3 protein-coding genes are annotated in these 3,845 nt (G+C 73.1%); all 3 read right to left on the reverse strand.

Translation table 11 applies throughout. The features are described 5' to 3' along the window. On the reverse strand, nucleotides 1-629 hold a 629-nt coding region (locus FUT87_RS24420; protein ID WP_186830739.1), incomplete at its 3' end, for a CYTH domain-containing protein. Continuing rightward, nucleotides 626-2,422: an alkaline phosphatase D family protein gene (locus FUT87_RS24425; RefSeq protein WP_186830740.1), complete on the reverse strand. Its 1,797-nt coding sequence runs from the start codon at nucleotides 2,420-2,422 to the stop codon at nucleotides 626-628. The genes FUT87_RS24425 and FUT87_RS24420, both read right to left, overlap by 4 nt. Next, a partial coding sequence (locus tag FUT87_RS24435) for an alpha/beta fold hydrolase (RefSeq protein WP_147242674.1) occupies nucleotides 2,419-3,845 on the reverse strand: 1,427 nt, incomplete at its 5' end. The genes FUT87_RS24435 and FUT87_RS24425, both read right to left, overlap by 4 nt.

Genomic DNA, 3,845 nt, shown 5'->3' on the forward strand with positions numbered 1-3,845 from the left:
ACCTCGGCCTGGCGCGCGAGCAGGTCGCCGCGCAGCGCCTTGGTGCGCAGTTCCAGCGACAGCCCGAAGCGCTCGATCGCCCACACCCGCGCGACCTCCAGCACCGCGCGCGGCTGGCCGCTCTTGAGCTCGATCTCCAGCTCGGCCACCGGCGTCCGGCGCAGCGCGTCGCCCTCGCCGGCGAGCAGCGCGCCCTGGTCGAGCGCGAGTTCCACCACGCCATGCCGCGTGCGCAGCGTCCGGCTGAGGCGGGTGATGTCGGTGCGGAACAGCGCCTGCAGCGCGCCGGCTGGGAGCGTGTCGACCAGCGCCTGGAGCGCCTGTCCGGCGGGATGGTCGGCATGTCGCGCGACATCGAGCGCCGGCGTCGCGTCGCCCAGCGCGACGTTGTGTTCGAGGCGGGTCATGCCGTCCGGCGCGGCGCCCTTGAGCGTCTGCACCCAGACCTCGCCTTCGCGTCGCAGGCGCAAGGCGAAGCCGGCCCGTGCGAGGTCGCGGGCCGGCGTGTCGAAGTAGATGGCCTGCAGCCGTTCTTCCGTGGCCGGCGACTGGGCGCTGCCCGCGACCCAGCGGCGGACCGCGGCCGATTGCGATGCGGGGATCTGGAAGCGCAGCTCGATTTCGGTCATCCGGCAGTGTCGCACGCAGGCCATGACAGCCGCCCGTCGGGTGCCGCTCGCGCGGGGCCGGCCCGATCGAACCAGAGATCGACGCCGCGCTGGCTCACGCGCAGCACCGCGAAGCCGTCGCCGGGATGGTCGTGCCAGGCGCCGACCACGCAGCGCAGGCGCCGCCCGCCGGGCTCGACGAACTCGAACGCGTCCGGCGCGGCCAGCTCCTCCGCCGCGGTGACCGCGAACGGCCAGGGCGCGTAGAGCGCGGAGCTGTGGACCGAATGGAGCTGCACCGGCGCGCGGTCCTCGCCGTCCACCGCCTCGATCCGCGCGCTCAGCCAGCCGGAGCGGTGCTCGTCGCCGGAGAGGAACACCAGGCCGGTCGCGCGCTGCCGCCAGATCGCGCCGAGCAATTCATGCAGGCTGTGCGGATAACCGTCCCAGGCGTCGGAGCGCAGGCAGCTCGCCGGATGCTCGGCCGTCGCGCGGCGACGCGGCAGCGGCAGCGAGCCCGACAGCAGGAAACGCGGCCGCCCCTGCGTCCGGCCGAGCCAGTCCTCGAAGGCATCGCGCTGCGCGATCGACCACAGGCGCGCGGTCGACCAGTTGGCGACCCGACGCGCCTCGCGTTCGCCGCGGGCGTCGGCGATGAAGAAGGCGGCGCCGCGCCAGTCGAATTCGTGCCACATCAGGCCCGGTCCGCCGACACGGGCGCCGGCTTCCCAGCGGTGATCCCAGGCCGCCTGCCGCGCGACATCGAACCACGGCCCCTTGCCCCCATGGCTTGCGCCCGGCGTCGGCTCCCAGTTGTCGACGATCTCGTGATCGTCGGGCGCGTGCACCAGGCGCTCGACGGTGGGCGGAAGCAACCGTATCGGCCCCGCCTTGAACTCCCCATAAGCGCGCCCGTAACGCTCGACGCCGCTGCGCGAGTCCGCCAGCCCGCCGCTCGCATCCGCGTAGATCTGGTCGCCGGCGAACAGCACCAGCGAGCAGGCCTGCCCCCGCGCCGTCGACCGCGTGAAGCGATGCAGCCGCGCCAGCGACGCGAGCGCCGGCCCCGCCTCGTCGGCGTCGAGCTCCCAGCCCGGGCTCACGTCGAGCAGCCCCGGCGGGTACTGGCAGGCCGCGAGCACGAAGCAGAGGTCGACGTCGCCGGAGGCGCTCGCGTCCGGCGCATCCGGCGCGTCCGGCGACGGCACGAACCCATGGGCCCAGCGATGCGGCGGCAGGGCCAGGAGCTGTTCCAGCGCGCCCTCGACCTGCGCCTGCAGCTCGTCCTTGCCCAGTTCGTGCATGACGCCGCGATGCGCGCCCTCCATCGCCAGTGCGCGCGGCTCCAGGTACAGCGCCAGGAGGAGCAGGCCGCTCAGGTCGACGTTGTTGTCGTTGTTGTTGTCGTTGTCGTTGTCGTTGTCGTTGTCGTTGTCGTTGTCGTTGTCGATGTCGATGTCGGAATCAAGGTCGAGCACCGGCGCACCGCCGGTCGGGCCTTGGCTTGGCGAGGCCGGAAAGTGCTCGACATCGACCGCACCGCGCCACGGCTCGCCGGGCCGCCCGATGCCCGGCGGTACGAAGGCCTCCAGCCGCCAGGGCAGCGGCAGGCGCTCATAGTCCCAGCCGCCGCGCCAGCGCATCGGCACCCAGAGCAGCCAGTGCGGCCAGCCGCGCTCCGGCCGCAACGCGGTCAGCAGGGGCACCCGGCCGTTCACCGGCGCCGCGCGCTCGACGCGATGGCCGGGTGCCTCGGCGCCGATCAGCAGGCCGCTGATGGCGGTCCGGGCGGTGCGGTGTCTCGCGCCGCTCATGGTGGCGACTCCTCGGCGAGGAAGGCCAGCACATGCGGGAACACCAGCGTCGCCACATGGCGCCCGATCAGGCAGTCCTGATGGCCATGGCCGGCGATCACCCGATAGCGGTAGCGGCCCGGCGCGGCCTGGTCGTAATGGTCCTTGAGCAGCTCGGCGCTGTCGGCGCTGCACAGCCCGTTGTCCTCGCCGTGCAGCGACAGCACCGGGAAGGCCTCCAGCAGCGCCAGGCTCTTGGCCAGGCTGTCGAGGTAGAGGCTCGCGCCCTGCCAGTCGGTGATCTCGTGGCAGCGCGCGAAGTGGATCGCCTGCGCGACGGTGTCCATGTTCAGCGGTCCGAAGTGGTCGTCGATGAAGTCCAGCACCGGCTGGTCGACATTGGCGACCGCGAAGTCCCGCCCGTAGAGCAGGTCCATGCGGTGCCGCGTCGCCGTCCACGGCGTGCGGCGCATGCGCCAGGGCGGCCACGGCGGCGGGTTCTCGAGGTCGAACTCCCGGTCCGGATACGGCAGGCTGGCCAGCAGGCGGTCGAGCAGCTGGTCGACCAGCGTCGGCGGGCCCTCGGGTCGGAAGGTGTAGCCGCCCATCGGCAGGTAGGGCCGCAGGTACTGCATCAGCACGCCGCGCAGGCTGTTGGTCGGCGACATCACCATCAGCGGCGTCACCTGCGAGATCACCAGCTTCGCGATCCGGTCCTTCAGCAGCGCGCGCAGCGGATGGTGGCGCTCCCAGGGCTGCTCGCGCGGCTCCAGCAGCGCCATGTGCAGCATCACCGAGCCCATGCAGTGCGCGAAGACGTTCAGGCGCCGATGCCCGGTCTCTCGCAGCACCCGGTCCACGGCCAGCGGGATGTCGTTGAACGCGGACTCCTCGAAGGTCCAGGGCAGCGTCGCCGTGGGCAGGCCGGCGCTGGTGCGCATGTCCAGCACCCACACGTCGTGCCCCGCGTCCCACAGCAGCTTGGCCGGCCCGGGCCTCACCGAGTGGTGGGCGAAGGTCGTGCCGCTGGCGCTGTAGCCATGGATCATCAGCATCGGCACGCCACCCGGGCGCGCGTAGCGCGTCAGGCGGATGAGCACCGGGCGGTCGTCGTCGCCGCGCGGCGGGCGGTCCAGGTCCTGGCGCTGCGCGCCCGCGTCGCCCCAGCGGCCCGCGGCCATCTCGATCACCACCGGTTCCGGCAGCCCCGGCACCGCGCCCGGCAGGCGCGAGACGCGCCGCGGCGGCGCTTCGTCGGGTTTGCGGAAGGTCCAGGCATGCAGCCCGATCGTCATCCGCGCGATGTAGGCCATCAGCGCGCCGACATCGCGCACCGCCGACGGGACGTCCCGAGCCTGACGCACGCGCAGCAGCGGCAGGCGCTCGCGGGCGAGGTGATGCAGGTCGACCGTCAGCGTGATCGCGCGCGCGCCCGGCGGCGGCG

It is taken from the genome of Mitsuaria sp. TWR114 (assembly GCF_007997345.1).

Coding starts and splice junctions, on each gene's coding strand:
- FUT87_RS24425 (WP_186830740.1), bottom strand. CDS start 2,422: ATGAGCGGCGCGAGACACCGCACCGCCCGGACCGCCATCAGCGGCCTG.